This window comes from Bacillus sp. AFS023182, from assembly GCF_002560575.1.
Taxonomy (GTDB): Bacteria; Bacillota; Bacilli; order Bacillales; family Bacillaceae_G; genus Bacillus_A; species Bacillus_A arachidis.
The window spans coordinates 31,200-49,734 of record NZ_NTRO01000018.1 but is presented as its reverse complement, the minus strand read 5'-3'; the positions used below and the strand labels follow the sequence as shown (position 1 = coordinate 49,734).

Genomic DNA, 18,535 nt, shown 5'->3' with positions numbered 1-18,535 from the left:
ATAACAGTTATAGCGACAAAAGGTGAAAAATGTTTAGAAAATTTACATTTATCAATTTATATTTTTGGCATTTTTATGTATTATTAAAGTAGTGGGGGTAAATGAGAATGGAGGAGGACAATGCAACAAACATTAGAGAAAATCGGGAAACAAGTTTTTTATAAGCGACTGCAGCAAAAAATGACACAAGAAGAATTATGTCAGGGCATTTGTTCCGTCTCATATTTAAGTAAGATTGAAAATGGAAAGATAGAAGCATCAGAAGAAATCTTGCAGCTGCTCTGCGCGAGGTTAGAGATTGCTGTGTCGGATTTGAGAGATGTAGAAGAAGAAGTGAAAGAGAAGTTAGATGATTGGTTAAACGCGTTAGTTCATTTGGACAAAGGGCAAGTTGAACGCATATATAATGAGTTACAAGGTGAAATGAAGCATGTTTTAGATTTTGAAATCATAAACTATTATAAATTACTCTATACTCGTTATTTAATTATGAAAAGAGATCTTCCTGCACTTGAAGAAGAACTAGAGAAGTTGAGAAAAATGTATAAGAAGTATTCTCCGTTTCAAAAAATGTTATATACGTATAGTAGAGGGATATTATATTGTTTGCAATATAAGTGGAAAGATGGCCTCGATTATTTACTAGAGACAGAAGTGATGGCTAAAGAACAAGGGTATTATGAAACTGGGATTTATTATAATATTGCTCTTACATATACTCATTTAGAAATTCATCATCTTGCACTGCATTTTGCTAATGTTGCATTAGAGGGATTTCGAGGTGAATACAAGTTTAGGAATGTGATTAACTGTCAAATTCTTATTGCACTAAGTTATGCGGAAAAAGGTCAATATAAAGAGGCTTTGGAAATGTACGAAAGTATATTGAGAGAAGCATCATCTTTTGCAGACGAAGATGTACTTATAGCTATTACTTTAAGTAATATTGGAAATATATACTATAAAAAAAGACAGTATCAGCGGGCGAAAGAATGCTATTTAAAAAGTTTGCAATTTCAGAATCAAATAGATTTAAATTATATAGATACATTATATGAAATGGCATTACAATGTATTAAACTAGAGCAGCTAGAAGAAGCGAAAGAATGGATTGATAAGGGAGTTATTGCTGCTAAGCAGGAAGAAAGGTTTAATACAAAGTTATATCTACTTCTCATGCTTCGGTATAAATATTTTGAAGACGCAAAAGCCTATAAATCATTTTTGGAAGCAGAAGCTATTCCTTTTTATAAGTCGGCAGGAAATAAAATTGAATTAAAGAAAGTATATATAGAGCTTGCGGAATATTTCGCTCGGTTACTACATTTTGAAGAAAGTAATCGATATTATAAGTTAGTTATTGAAGTGCTAGAAGATCATAAGGAGGGTTAAAATGAAAAAAATATTAGCAGGAATTTTAGTGGTCGCAGTAGTATTTACCGTGGTAGGTGGTGTGCAATATACGAGTAAACCTGATACTTTTGGATTAGACTCTAATTTATCACAAACAGTAAATGTATAATAATAACCAAAAGGCCCTTTCCAAATTGGAAAGGGCCTTTCTCAATAATTGCTCCCCAAAATTCTACAAAACTTGAGAAAAGAATTTTTTGAATTTTTAGTATATAAATAGTGGAAACTAGATGATAATATAAAACTACTCTTTTTCAAAAAAATTTTTTATTAGGGGGAAGGTTATATGAAAAAGAAGAGTTTAGCATTTGTATTAGCGGCAGGAATGGCAGTTACAACATTTGGAGGGACAAGCTCTGCGTTTGCAGATTCAAAGAACGTACTCTCTACGAAAAAGTACAATGAAGCAGTGCAGTCACCTGAGTTTATCTCTGGAGATTTAACAGGAGCAACTGGAAAGAAAGCAGAATCTGTTGTGTTTGATTATTTAAATGCAGCAAAAAAGGAGTATAAGTTAGGAGAAAAGAGTGCAGAGGATTCTTTCAAAGTGAAACAAGTGAAAAAGGATTCTGTAACTGATGCAACAGTGGTACGTATGCAACAAGTATATGAAGGTACACCGGTATGGGGGTCTACCCAACTAGCGCATGTTAGTAAAGATGGTTCATTAAAAGTATTATCTGGAACAGTTGTACCGGATCTAGATAAAAAAGAAAAATTAAAAAATAAAAATAAGATTGAAGGTAAAAAAGCGATTGAAATCGCACAGCAAGATCTAGGGTTAACCCCTAAATATGAGGTAGAGCCATCAGCGGATTTATATGTATATCAAAATGGTGAGGATACAACTTATGCATATGTTGTGAAATTAAATTTCTTAGATCCGAAGCCAGGTAACTATTATTATTTCATTGAGGCGGATAGCGGTAAAGTGTTAAATAAATACAATACAATTGATCATGTAACAGATGAGAATAAATCGCCAGTTAAGCAAGAGGTTGCAAAACAAGATGCGAAAGCAGCTGCAAAACCTGTTACAGGAACAAATAAAGTTGGGACAGGTAAAGGTGTACTAGGAGATACAAAATCTATTAATACAACATTATCTGGATCTACGTATTATTTACAAGATAATACACGTGGAGCGCAGATTTTCACATATGATGCGAAGAATCGCACTACGTTACCAGGAACGTTGTGGGCAGATACAGATAACGTTTTCAATGCAAGCCGTGATGCGGCAGCGGTAGATGCTCATTATTATGCAGGAGTAACATATGATTATTATAAAAAGACGTTCAATCGTAATTCATTTAATGACGCTGGAGCACCGTTAAAATCAACGGTTCATTACAGTAGTGGATATAATAATGCATTCTGGAATGGCTCACAAATGGTATATGGAGACGGGGATGGCTATACATTTACTGCATTATCAGGTGGATTAGATGTAATTGGGCATGAGTTAACGCATGCGGTTACAGAATATAGCTCAAACCTGATTTATCAAAATGAGTCAGGAGCATTAAATGAAGCGATTTCTGATATTTTTGGTACTTTAGTAGAGTACAGTGATAATCGTAATCCAGATTGGGAAATTGGAGAGGATATTTATACGCCTGGTACATCGGGGGATGCACTTCGTTCTATGAGTGACCCAACAAAATATGGTGATCCAGACCATTATTCTAAGCGTTATACTGGTTCAAGTGATAATGGTGGCGTTCATACGAACAGCGGTATTATCAATAAAGCGGCTTACTTACTTGCAAATGGTGGTACGCATTATGGTGTAACAGTGAATGGTATTGGTAAAGATAAAGTAGGTGCAATTTATTATCGTGCAAATACACAATACCTCACTGAATCTACTACATTTAGTCAAGCTCGTGCTGGCTTAGTACAAGCTGCAGCTGATTTATATGGTGCAAGCTCTGCTGAAGTTACAGCAGTGAAGCAGTCATATGATGCAGTTGGTGTAAAATAGGTTCCACTCCTGTGGATTGTAAATAAAGTTTGATAAGGATTGCCCTTAAAGATGGAATGAAATTGAATATTCATTCCATCTTTTTATTGTTCATTATATCACTTTATGANNTCATAAAGTGATATAATGAAGGTAGGGAGAAAATGAAATCATTAGAACAGTTAACCGATTCTGTGTTTTATATTATGGCAGGATTTACAAAACCAAGACATGGCTATGCAGTGATGAGCTTGATTGAAGAATTAACAAAGGGGAAAGTAGTAATTGGGCCCGCATCACTATATACAATTATTAAAAAGTTAATAACCGAATCCTACATTGAATTATTTGATGATTCAGACTCACGTAGAAAAGTATATGTTTTGACAGATAAAGGTAGAGAAGTGTTGGAACAGGATATTTTGAGACGTAAAACGATGCTTGATTTTGCTGAAAATGGATTAAAAGGGGAGAACTAAAATGGGGAAAACAAAATACATAATGTCAAATGGGATTGCTTTTTCAGAAGAACAAGATTTAAAAAAGCTAAGAAAGTATGCTACAAAAGGATGGATTGTGAAACGTTTTAAACGAATGGGATATGAATTAGAAAAGGGTGCTGCTGAAGATACTATATTTAGTCTTGATATAAGACCATTAGCAGAAAACGAATTAGAAGAATATATTGAAATGTTTGAATTGGCAGGTTGGGAATATGTTTGTTCGAGTTATTATGATGTGCACCTATTTAAGGCCAAACCTGGTACAAAACCAATTTATACAGATAAAGAAACAAAACAGGAGAAAATAAAAACACTTAGACAACCAGTTATGTCAGCAGTTGCAATTAGTATGGCTATGCTGATTGTAAGTTATTTCGTTCATTCGGTAAGTTCAGGGGTATTAAGTACAATATTTTCGATAGTTTTCTTATTTTCCCTTGTCATTACCATTCCAATGTTAATGACATTAATGGCGACCTACTATCATTCGTTTAGAACAAAATAGTATAGAAAGAGAATTTCTAAGCTTATAAAGAAGTGGTAGTTATTATAATTTATTTTCCTGTTAAAATAAGCAATCTTTTTATAAAATTTTTGAAAGATAAGTTATAAATCCCTTATGTTTTGATCAACTTTTGTTCAAAATATAAGGGATTTTTTTATGATGAAATGAATGTTTTCAGCAACTCCCTTTGATAGAGAATAAAAAAGGAGCAATTGCTCCTTTTTTATTTTTTCTTCCACTTCTTCCATACATATAATACTCCGATACAACTAGCAATCGTTATAATCCACTTCGCTTCGCTTGTTCCGTTCATTACATGGTATGCAGAATACACTTCAATGAATAATGCTGGTACTTTTCCTATTGCACTTGCAATACTGAAAGAGAATAACGACATTTTTCCTAACGCAGCAAATAAGGTAATAATGCCAGATGGAATAAATGGGACAAGTCGGAATGATAGAACGAGAAAAAATGCTTCTTTACCTTGTACATAAAGAAGACGTTCTACTTTTGGATAGTTGTTTATTTTGTTATGGGCCAATTTTTGAAAACCTAGTCGATAGAAATAAAATGAAACAATTGCTCCCAATACTTCGCCTGCGATCGAAATTATTGTTCCGTCTGTTAAGCCAAAAAGCTGTATGTTGATTGCTGTTAAAAATATGCTTGGAATAAAGCCTGCCAAACTGATGATGATATTGAATAGAATACTAAGTGGAATTGCAATCGTGTAATGCTCTGTGAGTAAATTGTGAATCATTTCTTGCATATCGTTATAGTCCTTTGTCTTTTTTTGCATTACACCACATTTAATCAGTATAGGCAAGTGTAGATTTTAATAGAAAATATAAATTTTCATAATAAAAACCGAAAAATATACCCATTACAGGTATATGGTACGGAAGGTAGGGGGTATATTTTTCGGTTATTTCTTAAATCAAGAGAAGGTAATTCCATACATGGATAGGAAGAAGCTGAGAAAGTTGTAAAATGTTTAAAAAAGATAGAGTATAGATTAGAAAAAAACATTTAAGAAAGTCAGTATTATGTGGACGGACTGATTCACCCCTTTTCTGTGCAAGTAATATGAAATAAATGAGTTTTTTCGTTGTTAAGCGACATGCAAATCATTGGTGTACGCTTTTTTTATATAAAATTGACTTTTTGTGAAGTTATGACGATAATCATGAAAGAGGTGATATGATGAAACGATTATGGAGTATTTTCTTAAGCGGCTTACTTGCGATGATACTTGTTTTAAGTGGTTGTGCAGGACAAGAACAGAAAAAAGAAAGTCCAAAAGGAAGCGATTCAGCATCAATAGGGAAAATTAATGATAATATTTTAGATGAAATGGAAGGACCGCCGAAAAATGGTCATACGATAGAACGTCATGTCGGAAAGACAGAAGATCAGCTAAAAGAACGATTACGTACAGATAAAGTATCGGCCGCAAGTACATACTACGATAAAGAGACGGCAACAAAAGCTGTTAAAGATAGTTTGAAACAGCATGAGCAGGAAATTGAGAAGTGGTTAAAGAATTCCAAAGAAAATCGTCTCGTATTAAATACGAAGCATTCGTTTCCTGTTGGAAAAACGGTATTAAAGAAAGATATGAGTGTAAAAGATAAGCTTATGAATACAGTTACTGTTTTAGCAAGAGATAAATCAGGGTCATTAGGATTTAAAATCATTACTTCCTATCCATCGGACAAGTAAGAAAGGGAGAGTAGTATGTATCCAACACTTCAATATTTCTTAAAAACATATTGTACGTTAAGTGTGCATGAGGATGAGATAATCAATGTAATGACTGAGTTCTTAGAGGAAGAAGAGCAAGAAACCGTTGCTAAATTACAACATGAGCTATTACATATAAAGCAAGCGAAGGCATGGGAAGAAGGATCTTTATTAGCGGCTAAACAAGGAAACCGTATATGGTCGTTAGAAGAGGCGAGGGAACATATAGAGGCATTTATACGTTTACTGCAAAACAAAAAGGCGTGAATCATCACGCCTTTTTGTATACACTTTTTGAGATTTGGCCATTTGAGATCACTTGACCGTTTTGTGTTACTTTTTTATATGTAACAGCTGTAATTTTATTTCCAGTATCACTAATTACTTTTGATGAAACTTCTACGTCCTTACCAGTAGGTGTACCGAAAATACGTGTAGTTATACTGCCACCATTAGAGAAGGCTTGAATGTAAATATATTTTCCCGTATTGTTTTGGAATTTTAGATCGGGTCCATAATCTGCTACAGCGGCATCTTGGCCAAGTGGTAAGTAATGAACAGGCATAGAGTGGTTACTACGAGCAACAACTCCTAAATCAGCACGTAATGCTGCACCATATAGCGTACTACTAACTTGACACACACCCCCACCAGCACTTTGGACAACTTTACCATTCAAATATACAGCAGCGGATTTATAGCCATGCGCAGCATCTGTAATACCGACGCGTTCATTGAAACTAAATGTTTCACCAGGTGCTACGAGTGCTCCACTTAAAGTATTAGCAGATTTGTTTACATTAAAGGATTGGCTCCCGTTTCGACCAGCCATAGGAGTAGAATATTCAGCGATCACTTGTGTAATACCCATGTTTTTTATATCTTCTGTAGATCGTTCGGGTTTTGTGGATGCAATTGGAAGTTGAATATCTTGTGTACCAGTAGTAATTGCTTTTGCCGTTAATTCTTTTAATTTTTCTTTATCAACTTTTTCGCCATTTTGACTTTGACTAATGTTTACTGTTGTTCCGTAAACACTTAATTCAGCGTTTACAGGTTCCTTTAATGTTTCGTTATATTTTTCTTTTATAAAAGCCTCATAAGCTGTTGAGTTCAGTTCTGGTGTTAGTTTATATTCACGTTTTAACTCGCTGTTTTCAGCTTGTTTTCGCATGTTATAGCGATTCATAACATTCCCTTTTTGCTCGTTAAAGATTTTTTCGAAAATGTCTTTTTCTTTATAGTCAACACCTAAGTCTTTCCACGTATAAGTTTGTGTATTACTCGGTAATGCATAGTTAAGAGATTTTTTGTTTAATTCATCTACTTTTTGTTGAATAATTTCTTGCACGTCTTTTTTACTTTTACCATCAAGAGAAGTACCTTCAAATGTAGTGTGCGGTAATACGGTTGTATCGAGTTGTTTGTTTAACTTAGAAACGTATTGATAACCACCAATCCCACCTGCACATAGCAATATTCCACCTGCGACAGCAGAACCAATCAGTAAGTTACGTAGCTTCATTTACTTCCCCCCAAAAAGTTAATATATAAGGTTATATGTATTCGTTTTTTATGTATGAATGATAAAAATAGTATTATGTACTAGTATACTATTATTTTAATCGTCGGTGTAATGTTTTTATAAAAAATGTTACATTGTTGTAACAATTGTCTCTTTTTGTCATTATTTGCGTAAGAAAATGGAAGTATTTTGTTGGAAATTATAATAAAAAGGCTACTGGGAAAGTCCTAGCAGCCTTTTTATTATAATTTTTTATGTTCAGTTTTATTCGTAACATCGAGATGTTCTTTTAATGTTTTGGATATGTCCTGTACACTTTTTTCATCAGGAATGTAGTAGTAGATGCCGCCGATATATTTATCGCTACCTTTTACTTGGAGTTTATCCATCCTTAAGTTTGATCCCATAATGTTTGTCGTAATTGTCATCATGTCATCAAATGTTAAGTTTGTTTTTAAATCATGATCAACAGCATCTAATAAGCTGCCAATTTTATTAATAGAGTTTATAGATAGTGCTTTTTGAGCAATTGCTTCCAAAACAAGTTGTTGACGCTGACCACGCATATAATCACTATCAATGTGACGTGTTCTTGCTAAAGCAAGTGCTTCCTCACCATTTAAATGTTGGCGTCCTTTTTTGAGGTGAATGGCACCAGGCTCATCCTTACTATTTTGTTCTGTAAACTCAACAGGAACGTCTACGTCGATGCCACCAAGAGAATCGACAATTTTTATAAATGATTTAAAATTAAATTTTACATAGTAGTCGACAGGAACATTTAAAAAGTTTTCGACTGTATTAATTGTACTATCTACGCCCCCAAATACGTGAGCATGTGTGATTTTATCTTGTTTATCACGTGATTTAATATATACGCGAGAGTCACGGGGGATACTAACAAGTTTTACTGATTTATCATTTTTATTAATTGTAGCAAGCAATAATGCATCTGTACGTGTTGCTTTGCCGTAAGATTTTTCACGAAGGTCACTTTCATCTACCCCCATAATAAGGACAGAAACGTTGTCGGTCATCGGTTTAACAGCTTTATCTCGTTTATCAGATTTATCTCCTCTATCTAGTTCGGAATATGCATTATTTACAATTGATTTTGCTTTACTGTATATGTGGAAGAAATAGCTTCCACCCCCAATTGTTACAATGAGTAATGGAATGAGAACAAACCATAGTAGGCGTCTTTTCTTAAATCGCCTCTTTGAAGTTCTATTTTTGTTTTCTACATCTGAATTCATTCTTTAGTTCTCCTTCAAATCATTCAATTTGTATATTTTCTTATAATGTGTAAACGAGACACATAAAAGATATTGTACGCTAAATAGATATTGTTGTACATGTATAAAAAATAGATGTCTCGATTATTTATGAGACATCTATCCGTATTGTATACAAAAAGGATGAATAAAAAAAGGATAAAAATTTACCTTCTTATAGCATAATGCTTACCATAATTGCGGATAAAATGCTGACGAGTGTTGCGCCGTACAACAGTTTTAAACCGAAACGAGCAACGACATTCCCTTGTTCTTCATTTAATCCTTTAACGGCACCAGAAATAATTCCGATAGAAGAGAAGTTTGCAAAGGATACAAGGAAAACTGAAATAATACCTACTGTACGAGGAGAGAGACTGGTTGCAAGTTTGCTGAGATCCATCATGGCTACAAACTCATTCGTTACAAGCTTTGTAGCCATAATACTTCCTGCTGTGACAATTTCTTTACTTGGTACACCAATAAGAAAAGCGATAGGTGAGAAAACATAACCAAGTAACTGCTGAAATGTAATTCCAAAAATAAGATGGAATAAATCATTAATACAGCTAATTAAGGCAACAAATCCAATCAACATAGCGCCAACAACAACAGCAACGCGAAATCCATCTAGAATATATTCTCCGAGCATCTCAAAAAAGGTTTGCTTTTCGCCTTTAATTTCTAGAATGTCCTCTTCTTCTCTAACATCATACGGATTAATAATGAGTACGATAATAAAGCCACTAAATAAATTTAAGACAAGAGCGGTTACTACATATTTTGGCTCAATCATTGTCATGTAAGCACCGACAATTGACATCGATACGGTCGACATGGCAGAAGCGCAAAGTGTATACAAGCGATGTTTTGGAATTTGCGCAAGCTGTTTTTTTACGGTAATGAATACTTCTGATTGGCCTACAATAGCAGAGGCAACGGCGTTGTAAGATTCCAGTTTCCCGAGTCCGTTTATTTTGCTAAGGAAAAACCCAATCCAACGAATACAAAATGGCAATATTTTAAAGTGTTGCAAAATACCAATTAGGACAGAAATGAAGACAATTGGCAAGAGAACATTTAAGAAGAAAGGCATTTCGCCTTTATTCGCAATACCACCAAATACGAAATTCACCCCGGATGCAGCATAGTTCAATAACTTCGTAAATAAATTAGAAATCAAGGTTACAAGCACAAGTCCAATTTCTGTATTTAATAACAAATAAGTTAAAATCAACTGTATAATAAGCATGATGAAAATTGGTTTGAATTTAATATGCTTTTTATTATTACTTGCGATAAAGGCAAGAAAGAAAACAACGGCAAGGCCGAGAAAAAAAGTAACAAATTTCATAGTAAACCTCCTTATGAGATGTTCTGTTACATAGGTTTTTCATTTTGAGGGAGAATATGCATGTTTGATAACGAGAGGAATGACGTAGAGCGTGGGTATATCTAAAGTGCATCATATTGCAATTATATGTTCTAACTATAAAATATCTAAAAAATTTTATACTGAAATATTGGGATTTAAGGTGTTGAATGAAGTTTACAGGGAAGAAAGGGATTCTTATAAATTAGATTTATGTGTAGGAGGACAGTATCAAATTGAGTTATTTTCATTTTCAGATCCTCCTAAGCGGAAAAGTTTTCCTGAAGCAGCTGGTCTTAGACATTTAGCATTTGCAGTTACAGATATACAAGAAGCTGTCCAGCATCTAAAGCGATGCGGAATAAAAACAGAGCCAATACGTGTGGATGAAATAACAGGGAAACAGTTTGTGTTTTTTCAAGATCCAGATGGTTTACCATTGGAGTTATACGAGGATTAAAAATTGGGGAAATTTATATAGGTTTGCTTTTTAACAAATGAAGAGAATAAGAACAAAGTGAAACTTCCATTCGTTTTTTATTCATTCATTTGTTTTGATTGAGAGAAAACTTCTTTTAAAAAGGAGGTGTAACTTTAGCTAAGAAAAGCTAAAGGTGTTCTTTGGAAATTACTAAATTAATCATGGTTGTTATTCTTATTGCATTAACTGGTTTTTTTGTGGCAGTTGAATTTGCAATTATAAAAGTACGCAGTAGTCGCGTGGATCAGCTTGTAGGAGAAAAAAAAAGAGGGGCATTAGCAGCTAAGAAAGTGATTTCAAATTTAGACGAATATTTATCAGCATGTCAGCTTGGAATTACAATTACAGCTTTAGGATTAGGGTGGTTAGGCGAACCGACGATAAAGCATTTATTGGAACCGTTATTTTTAAAGATGGAACTTTCACCTGCGATTGCAAGTACAGTTTCGTTTATTATTGCCTTTGCTGTTATTACATTTTTGCATGTCGTAATTGGAGAGTTGGCCCCGAAAACACTTGCCATTCAAAAAGCGGAACAAGTAAGTTTGTTACTATCTCAGCCGCTTATTTATTTTTATCGTATTATGTATCCGTTTATTTGGGCTCTCAATGGTTCAGCTCGCCTCGTGACTGGTATATTTGGATTGCATCCTGCTTCTGAGCATGAAGTTGCACATTCAGAAGAGGAGTTAAGACTTATTTTATCGGAGAGTTATGAAAGCGGAGAAATTAATCAAGCGGAATTTAAGTATGTAAATAATATTTTTGAATTTGATAATCGGTTAGCAAAAGAAATTATGGTTCCGCGTACTGAAATAGTCGGTTTATATGAAGATGAATCGTTTGAGACACATATTAAAGTGATTGGACAAGAAAAGTATACAAGGTATCCTGTATTTGGAGAAGATAAAGATGAAATTATTGGGATGGTCAATGTAAAAGACTTATTTATTCATTATATGGATGGTGAACAAGAGGAAGACCGCTCCATTACTTCGTATACAAGACCTGTTATTGAAGTGCTAGAAAACATTCCAATTCATGATTTGTTATTGCAAATGCAAAAAAAACGAATACCGCTTGCAATTTTATATGATGAATATGGAGGAACAGCAGGAATTGTGACACTTGAAGATATTTTGGAGGAAATAGTCGGTGAGATTCGAGATGAATATGATGAAGATGAACATCCGCCTGTCGAACATATAAGCGAAACATATAAAATTATTGATGGAAAAGTACTCATTAGTGAAGTGAATGATTTGCTTGGTTTACATCTAGTTGCTGATGATGTAGATACGATTGGGGGGTGGATCATGATGCAAAAACAAACAATCACTGAAGGTGATATCATGGAGACAAATGGATGGGTTTTCAAAGTTCTTGAAAAAGATATGCATCAAATTAAACGAGTGGAAATAAAGAAAATGGGGGGAGAAGATACAGCAATAGCGTAATCTTTATACACCAGAAAGAAGTATGAGTGCGGAATCGATTTTGCAGAAAAATGGTATTGTTTGCGCTTTCAAAAAAGGTGAGATATAGTGGAGAAAGATATGGAAATATATCTCTTACAAAAATCATATTTTCATAGAAAATATTTCTAGGTCATCGATTAGAATGAAAAGTATAGGTGATAAAAAATGATAGTAACGAAAGATATACGTATTGAAAAAGACTTTCTGGGGGAAAAGGAAGTACCAAGTGCAGCTTATTATGGTGTTCAAACATTAAGAGCTGTAGAAAATTTTCCGATCACAGGATATCGTATTCATACGTCATTAATTACAGCAATGGCAATGGTCAAAAAAGCGGCAGCGCTTGCAAATATGGAGACAGGTTATTTGCAAGAAAATATTGGGGAAGAAATTACAAAATCAGCTCAAGAAATTATTGATGGGAAGTTTCATGAGCAATTTATTGTAGATCCGATTCAAGGCGGGGCAGGAACTTCTATTAATATGAATACAAATGAGGTTATTGCAAACCGTGCACTTGAGAGAATGGGTTATGAAAAAGGGAACTATGCAACCATTAGTCCAAATACACATGTGAACATGGCACAATCAACAAATGATGCGTTCCCAACAGGAATTCATATTGCAGTGCTTATGATGCTAGAAGAACTCCTTATTACCATGGATGCATTGCACAGTGCATTTACTGATAAAGCAAAAGAATTTGATCATGTGATAAAAATGGGACGTACGCATTTGCAGGATGCAGTTCCAATTCGTCTTGGACAAGAGTTTGAAGCATATAGCCGAGTGCTTGGGCGCGATATAAAACGCATTAGGCAGTCTCGTCAACATTTGTATGAAGTGAATATGGGCGCAACGGCTGTTGGGACAGGATTAAATGCAAATCCAATTTATATCGAACAAGTTGTAAAGCATTTACGCAATATTAGTGGATTTCCACTTATTGGTGCGGAGCATTTAGTGGATGCAACGCAAAATACAGATGCGTATACGGAAGTATCAGCCGCACTAAAAGTATGTATGATGAACATGTCTAAAATTGCTAATGACTTGCGTATTATGGCATCTGGTCCACGTGTCGGGCTAGCTGAAATTCAATTACCAGCTCGTCAACCAGGATCATCTATTATGCCAGGAAAAGTGAATCCAGTTATGGCAGAAGTGATTAATCAAGTAGCCTTCCAAGTTATTGGAAACGACCATACAATATGTTTAGCATCAGAGGCAGGACAATTAGAATTAAATGTAATGGAGCCGGTGTTAGTATTTAATTTAATTCAATCTATTAGTATTATGAATAATGCATTCCGCGTATTTCGTGAATATTGTATTAAAGGTATTACTGCAAATGAAAAATTGTTAAAACAATATGTTGAGAAAAGCGTTGGAATTATTACAGCGGTGAATCCTCATATTGGGTATGAGACGGCGTCTCGTATTGCTCGGGAGGCAATTGAAACAGGGAAATCTGTTCGTGAGCTTTGCTTAGAACATGGTGTGTTAACAGAAGAAGAGCTCGATATTATTTTGGATCCATATGAAATGACGCATCCAGAGATAGCTGGGGCATCGTTATTAAAAAATAAAAAATCCTGATACGTGTGTATCGGGATTTTTTATACAAAAGTATAAGGTATTCTCACCCGTGTTCGTGATGTGAAAAAGAAGGAAATAAAAACGATCCCTATACAGGGATCGTTTTTATCTTTTAAAAGATATTAAATATAGAGTTAAGTTGAAGTAAGCTAATTACAAGTAAGAAAATTAAACTATATTTCATCGCTGTTTTAAATAGAGCAGATTCTTTACCAACTAGTCCAACTGCTGCACAAGCAACTGCTACAGATTGTGGTGAAACCATTTTTGCCATTGTACCGCCGACTACATTTAGTGCAACGAGTGTAGATGGTACGATATCTAATTGTGCTGCAGTTACTGCTTGAAGCGGTGCGAATAAAGAACCACTTGATACTACTGAACCAGTTAAGAATACGCCGATCCAACCTAAGATTGGAGATAAGATTGGGAAGGCATCGCCTGTAGATGATAAAGCTAGTCCAAGAGTAGAAGACATACCAGAATAGTTTGTTACATATGCTAATGCAATTACACTACAAATTGTATAAATCGGAGCCTTCAGTTCTTTTAATGTTTCAATAGTTAATTCTTTAACCAATTGCCCTTTTGCACGATATACAAGTAAAGATACGATGATTGCCAATACAATTGCAGTAGTTGTAGATGAAAATACATCTAGTTTGAAGATTGCTGCAAATGGTGTATCTGCACTTACAATTGGTGTTGTTTTAATAACGTGATTGTGTAAGCCAGGAATTTGGATGTTCCATACTAAGCTTCCTAATGCACCATCTGGAGCGAATAAACCTTTAATTGCTTTTAAATTGAAAATTGTTACGAATGCAGTTAAGAAAGCAAATGGTGACCAAGCATATAAAATTTGTTTCATTGTGTAACTATGTTTTTCCGCCTGCCCAGCTTCAGCTTGAGCTGAAGATTTTGGCTGCCATACACGTAAGAATAAAGCTAATGAAACCATGCTGACAACAGCAGCAAAGATATCAGTTAGTTCTGCACCAAGGAAGTATGTTACAAGGAATTGTGTAATGGCAAAGGAACCACCACTTACAAGGATACCTTGCCAAGTTTCTTTAATTCCCTTAAAACCGTCTACCATTGCAACAAGTAAAAATGGTAGTACAAAGCTAATGAAAGGTAATAATGTTACAGTTTGACGCCCAACAATTAATGGATCTATTTGAGTTAATTGAGCAGGGACTGTAACTGGAATACCCATTGCTCCCATTGCTCCACCAGCAATATTTGCAACTAAACAAATACCTGCTGCTTTTAATGGATTAAAGCCCATACCTACAAGTAATGCTGCTGTAATTGCAACCGGTACACCAAAGCCAGCTGCACCTTCTAAGAAAGCACCGAAAGAATAAGCAATTAATAACACTTGAAGACGACGATCGTTTGTAATACTGGAAATGCTGTCACGAATAACATTAAATTGCTCAGTTTTTACAGTTAATTTGTAAAGGAAGATTGCTGCAATAACAATTGTACAAATTGGATAAAATCCAGCTGCTACACCAAATGCAGCTGATGATACTGCCATAGTTGCTGGCATTTTGAAAACAAAAATAGAAAGAATAATTGCTAAAATCACACTATAAAGTCCTGATAAATACCCTTTGATCTTAAATACTGTTAAACAAAGAACGAAGAATAAGATTGGAAGAGCAGCAACGATTGCTGATAACCAAATGTTGTTTAACGGGTCATAAATTTGTGTCCAAGTACTCATAATAATGACAACTCCTATCTATAATATGTGAAGGTATTCACATTAATTTGTGAAATGATTCACAATCAACTTACATGCTAAGTATATTCTTGTTCAACACTATTGTCAACGTGAAAAAGTATATTTATTCCATAATAGTATTAACTGTAAAAATTCCGCTACATTTTGTTCATAAACTAGACAAAAAGAGAAATCGTGTGTACGAAAGTACATGATTCCCGGTTTATCAAGAATGAAGGAGGAATGCTTAGAATTTGATATGTCACATCTTTATATTTAATAGAACAGTCTGGGGTTGTATAGCCTAAGTACAATACGAATTAAATTTATTATGAACCACTTTTTCATTTTGCATTCTTTTCCTTATCAAAACTTTACTTTTTTATGGTAGCAAAGGGAGAGATAAATGACTAAAAAGATTGCAAGGATGTATCATTTGAGAAAAGTATTTTACAATACCATTACAATGATTATTTTAAGGAAGGAATATAACAAAAAGGTTGATAAAACAGCTTTTAGAAGCAAAGTATTCCTATCTGTTTTTTTTGCTTTTTCACTAAAGCGTGTAGTATAATATTCAAAATCAGCAGGGGTTATTGCTCTTAATGGTATGTTGATAAAAGGAGGAAATAATTTTTTTATTTTGGGTTGATAAAGTTGTGTCGTAACAGGAAATATAAAAACAAATATATAAAAATAAATAAAGAGAAAATAAAAATGAAAAAATGAGGGGAACTTTATGAATCAAAATCAATTTGATTGTCGTATTTCAGAAGAGGATGTACAAATGCTACGAGCGTTAGCTCACCCGCTTCGACTCCGCCTTGTAATGGAGCTTATGGAACGCGGTACTTGTAACGTAACACAATTGCAGGAAGTTTTAGAAATTCCGCAATCTACTGTTTCACAACATTTAACGAAATTAAAACAGAATAAAGTTGTTCGTTTTGAAAGACGTGGCTTAGAAGTATATTATCAAGTGCATAATGAGAAAGTAAGTGAAGTTGTAAAGACATTATTTTTGTAAAATTTTAATATTATGGAAAAAGGCGTATAGAAATATACGTCTTTTTCTTATGGAATATAGTTCAAAGAAATATGAAAAGATAAAAAGAGTGTTATAAATGGAAGGAGAGATACTGAATGGATGTAAAGCGTGTAAAACAAATTTTGTCATCTTCAAGTAGAATTGATGTAACTTACCATGGTGTACCGGTTTGGATTGAAAGTTGTGATGAGGGACGTGGAATCGCCAATGTACATGATGTGAAGACACCGCATGAGACGGTACAAGTAGATGTGACAGCATTAGAAGAGGAATAAAAAAAGGCGGAGAATTCTCTCCGCTTTTTTTATTCCATCATATGTGCAATTTTTTTAGAGAACATAAGAAGTATTAAGCCTAGTACGATTACGATAATACCGATACTTGCGAATACTTCTAAGTATCCTAAAGATTGTGTGAAGGAAGCTAATTTACCAGCTAGCCAGTTTGCGCATCCAGTACCAGCCATCCATACACCCATTAATAAAGAAGCTAACTTTATAGGTGCAATTGCACTTACCATTGATAGACCGATTGGTGATAAGAATAACTCACCAATTGTATGGAACAGGTATGTGAAAACGATGAATAATAAATTTGCTTTAGTAGCAATGTGTGCTTCGTCGCTACCAGTTTTCAGAACAGCTAATGTTAAAACAAGGTAACCGATACCTAATAAAATCATACCAAGTGCCATTTTTGTTGGAACTTTTAAGTCACCACGTTTTGTTTTAGAAAGCTTTATCCATAACATAGAAACAAATGGTGCTAATAAAACGATAAATGCTGGGTTAACAGATTGGAACCAAGATGTTGGAACTTCCCATCCGAAAATTGTGCGATCAACAAAAGTGTTTGTATATAGTGTTAAAGAACTACCGGCTTGTTCAAAACCTGCCCAGAAGAAAACAACGAAGCAAGTTAAAATGATGATTGCCCAAGTACGGTTCTTTTCTTGTTTTGTTAAAGGTTTTTTCTCAATAACTTTTGCATTTGTATCTTTTGATTTTTTACCTACAACTGTTGTGCCTGCTTTACCAAGGTAACGTGGAGCTAATAGGTTAAAGAAAATCTGACCGATAATCATACCGATACAAGCAGCCAAGAATCCATATTTATAACCCATAACCATAACGCCATCAGCACTTGTTTTAAAGAAGTCTTCAGCTAGGAAACCACAAATTAGTGGTGCGAAGAAAGCGCCGACGTTGATACCCATGTAAAAGATTGTAAAAGCACTGTCACGACGTGAATCATTTTCACCGTACAGTTCACCTAACAATGTAGAAATATTCGGTTTAAAGAATCCATTACCAATAACTAGTAAGCCTAATCCTAAAAAGAGTCCAGTTTTTGTATTCATCGAGAATAGTACGAAGTTACCAAGTGCCATGATAATACCACCAAGAGTGATTGCATGGCGTTTTGTTATGAAGTGGTCAGTTAACCAACCACCAATAATTGGTGTGAAATATACAAGCATTGTAAATGTACCATAAATTTGTACAGCTACTGCTTTATCAAATCCTAAACCGCCACTAATAGCAGCTGTTGTTAAATAAAGAACTAAAAGACCACGCATTCCGTAATAACTAAATCTTTCCCACATTTCTGTTAAGAACAACAAGTATAATCCAGGTGGATGTTTTTTTGGTGATTGTTGCTCTCCAGCTTTTTCTACTTTTAAAGCTGCATCCATATTGTTTCCCCCTAATCCTGTATAACGGATATTTATGTAATCATTTTAATTTACAAAATATTTAGAAGTCAATAGAATTATATGGAAATAGAAAGAAAATTTATTTAATAATCTATTGAAGCTTCAACCGTTACTGTATTTTTCCCTGAAAACTAGATAATAAGCGTTTTCAAATGTAGTATTTGAATTCCAAA

Annotated in this window: 18 protein-coding genes; 12 read left to right on the top strand and 6 right to left on the bottom strand. The window is 34.3% G+C overall.

All coding sequences use genetic code 11. The features are described from left to right. Nucleotides 1-120 precede the first annotated feature (120 nt). From CN288_RS08260 to CN288_RS08240, 5 genes are all read left to right on the top strand, one after another. Nucleotides 121-1,392, top strand: coding sequence for a helix-turn-helix transcriptional regulator (locus tag CN288_RS08260; protein ID WP_026593935.1), 1,272 nt, complete (start codon nt 121-123; stop codon nt 1,390-1,392). A 1-nt stretch (nt 1,393) separates the two neighbouring features. After that, nucleotides 1,394-1,522, top strand: a complete 129-nt coding sequence (locus tag CN288_RS08255) for an NprX family peptide pheromone (RefSeq protein ID WP_090692926.1) — start codon at nt 1,394-1,396, stop codon at nt 1,520-1,522. Nucleotides 1,523-1,699: 177 nt separating this feature from the next. Beyond that, the gene (locus tag CN288_RS08250) at nt 1,700-3,400 is read left to right on the top strand and encodes a M4 family metallopeptidase (protein ID WP_090692923.1); all 1,701 of its coding nucleotides are present in this window, start codon (nt 1,700-1,702) and stop codon (nt 3,398-3,400) included. Between the two features lie 143 nt (nt 3,401-3,543). After that, on the top strand, nt 3,544-3,858 hold the full coding sequence (locus CN288_RS08245; protein WP_016115627.1) for a PadR family transcriptional regulator: 315 nt from the start codon (nt 3,544-3,546) through the stop codon (nt 3,856-3,858). A gap of 1 nt (nt 3,859) precedes the next feature. Then, nucleotides 3,860-4,387 carry a DUF2812 domain-containing protein gene (locus tag CN288_RS08240; protein ID WP_090692919.1) on the top strand — a complete coding sequence of 176 codons (528 nt, stop codon included), beginning with the start codon at nt 3,860-3,862 and terminating at the stop codon, nt 4,385-4,387. A 223-nt stretch (nt 4,388-4,610) separates the two neighbouring features. Here the strand turns inward: CN288_RS08240 and CN288_RS08235 are convergent, their stop codons facing one another. Next, a complete protein-coding gene (locus CN288_RS08235; RefSeq protein ID WP_098302123.1) occupies nt 4,611-5,159 on the bottom strand; it encodes a TVP38/TMEM64 family protein in 549 nt (182 codons plus the stop codon). A gap of 434 nt (nt 5,160-5,593) precedes the next feature. Between CN288_RS08235 and CN288_RS08230 the strand changes: the two genes are divergently transcribed. Both CN288_RS08230 and CN288_RS08225 read left to right on the top strand, forming a co-directional pair. Continuing rightward, entirely contained in the window at nt 5,594-6,112 is a 519-nt protein-coding gene (locus tag CN288_RS08230; protein ID WP_026593930.1) for an RNase A-like domain-containing lipoprotein, read from the top strand. A gap of 15 nt (nt 6,113-6,127) precedes the next feature. Beyond that, nucleotides 6,128-6,400, top strand: coding sequence for a hypothetical protein (locus CN288_RS08225; RefSeq protein WP_026593929.1), 273 nt, complete (start codon nt 6,128-6,130; stop codon nt 6,398-6,400). Nucleotides 6,401-6,404: 4 nt separating this feature from the next. Here CN288_RS08225 and CN288_RS08220 read toward each other — a convergent pair whose 3' ends face one another. The 3 genes from CN288_RS08220 to CN288_RS08210 form a co-directional block, all read right to left on the bottom strand. Continuing rightward, the gene (locus CN288_RS08220) at nt 6,405-7,658 is read right to left on the bottom strand and encodes a VanW family protein (protein ID WP_098302101.1); all 1,254 of its coding nucleotides are present in this window, start codon (nt 7,656-7,658) and stop codon (nt 6,405-6,407) included. Nucleotides 7,659-7,900: 242 nt separating this feature from the next. Next, nucleotides 7,901-8,914 (bottom strand): LCP family glycopolymer transferase, encoded by a 1,014-nt coding sequence (locus CN288_RS08215; protein WP_090692910.1) that lies wholly within the window; start codon nt 8,912-8,914, stop codon nt 7,901-7,903. Nucleotides 8,915-9,107: 193 nt separating this feature from the next. Then, nucleotides 9,108-10,286: a NupC/NupG family nucleoside CNT transporter gene (locus CN288_RS08210; RefSeq protein WP_026593926.1), complete on the bottom strand. Its 1,179-nt coding sequence runs from the start codon at nt 10,284-10,286 to the stop codon at nt 9,108-9,110. A 91-nt stretch (nt 10,287-10,377) separates the two neighbouring features. Between CN288_RS08210 and gloA2 the strand changes: the two genes are divergently transcribed. The 3 genes from gloA2 to aspA all read left to right on the top strand — a co-directional run bounded on the left by gloA2 (nt 10,378) and on the right by aspA (nt 13,862). Continuing rightward, on the top strand, nt 10,378-10,764 hold the full coding sequence (gene gloA2, locus CN288_RS08205) for an SMU1112c/YaeR family gloxylase I-like metalloprotein (protein ID WP_098302100.1): 387 nt from the start codon (nt 10,378-10,380) through the stop codon (nt 10,762-10,764). A gap of 161 nt (nt 10,765-10,925) precedes the next feature. Next, nucleotides 10,926-12,242, top strand: a complete 1,317-nt coding sequence (locus CN288_RS08200) for a hemolysin family protein (protein ID WP_098302099.1) — start codon at nt 10,926-10,928, stop codon at nt 12,240-12,242. A gap of 186 nt (nt 12,243-12,428) precedes the next feature. Then, nucleotides 12,429-13,862, top strand: coding sequence for an aspartate ammonia-lyase (aspA, locus tag CN288_RS08195; RefSeq protein WP_098302098.1), 1,434 nt, complete (start codon nt 12,429-12,431; stop codon nt 13,860-13,862). Between the two features lie 112 nt (nt 13,863-13,974). Here the strand turns inward: aspA and CN288_RS08190 are convergent, their stop codons facing one another. Further along, nucleotides 13,975-15,597, bottom strand: a complete 1,623-nt coding sequence (locus CN288_RS08190) for a lactate permease LctP family transporter (RefSeq protein WP_098302097.1) — start codon at nt 15,595-15,597, stop codon at nt 13,975-13,977. 739 nt (nt 15,598-16,336) lie between these two features. Here CN288_RS08190 and CN288_RS08185 point away from each other — a divergent pair. Beyond that, entirely contained in the window at nt 16,337-16,624 is a 288-nt protein-coding gene (locus CN288_RS08185) for an ArsR/SmtB family transcription factor (RefSeq protein ID WP_026593921.1), read from the top strand. A gap of 116 nt (nt 16,625-16,740) precedes the next feature. Continuing rightward, on the top strand, nt 16,741-16,920 hold the full coding sequence (locus CN288_RS08180) for an acid-soluble spore protein H (RefSeq protein ID WP_026593920.1): 180 nt from the start codon (nt 16,741-16,743) through the stop codon (nt 16,918-16,920). Nucleotides 16,921-16,949: 29 nt separating this feature from the next. On the opposite strand, the gene CN288_RS08175 is transcribed toward CN288_RS08180, so the two are convergent. Beyond that, nucleotides 16,950-18,341, bottom strand: a complete 1,392-nt coding sequence (locus CN288_RS08175) for a peptide MFS transporter (RefSeq protein WP_026593919.1) — start codon at nt 18,339-18,341, stop codon at nt 16,950-16,952. Between the last annotated feature and the right edge of the window lie 194 nt (nt 18,342-18,535).